The sequence below is a fragment of the Herbaspirillum sp. WGmk3 genome (genome assembly GCF_023952535.1).
Taxonomy (GTDB): Bacteria; Pseudomonadota; Gammaproteobacteria; order Burkholderiales; family Burkholderiaceae_D; genus Herbaspirillum; species Herbaspirillum huttiense.
Genome location: NZ_JAKYWT010000026.1, coordinates 1 through 435, shown reverse-complemented (window position 1 = coordinate 435; position 435 = coordinate 1). Strand labels below are relative to the sequence as shown.

General features: G+C 67.4%; 1 protein-coding gene. It reads right to left on the bottom strand.

The genetic code is table 11. From position 1 onward, the window contains the following. On the bottom strand, window positions 1–435 hold a 435-nt coding region (locus MKD49_RS25780), incomplete at both ends, for a hemagglutinin repeat-containing protein (RefSeq protein ID WP_252697718.1).

Here is a 435-nt window from a genome sequence, read left to right as displayed (position 1 = left end):
CCGCCTCGCGGCTGGTGCTGCTGGCGTCATCGGTGCGCACCGTCCTGGCCGTCAGGATTCCGCTGCTGCTGCGCTGCTTCTGGTCGCGGGCGCTGGCCGAGACGTTGGCGGTGCCGATGTGGATGTCACGCCCGGCCTCGACTTGCAGCGCGTTCTCCGCCACCACCTGCGCGCCCTTGCTCGTCACATCCTGACCCGCCTGGATGTGGATGCTGTTGCCGCTGACCTGCGTGGCGACCTCCTTGTTGCCGGTCACCACGGCGCGATTGATGCCGACCTCGCTGGTGCCGTGCGCACCATTGGCGCGATCCACGAAGTTAGGCCCGGTCAAGCGACTGACCCAGTTGCTGCCGCCCTTGTCATCGGCCCAGCGGATCTCCTGCCGGAAATATTCCTGCACGACACCAAGACGCACATCCCGGCCCGCCGCCAACA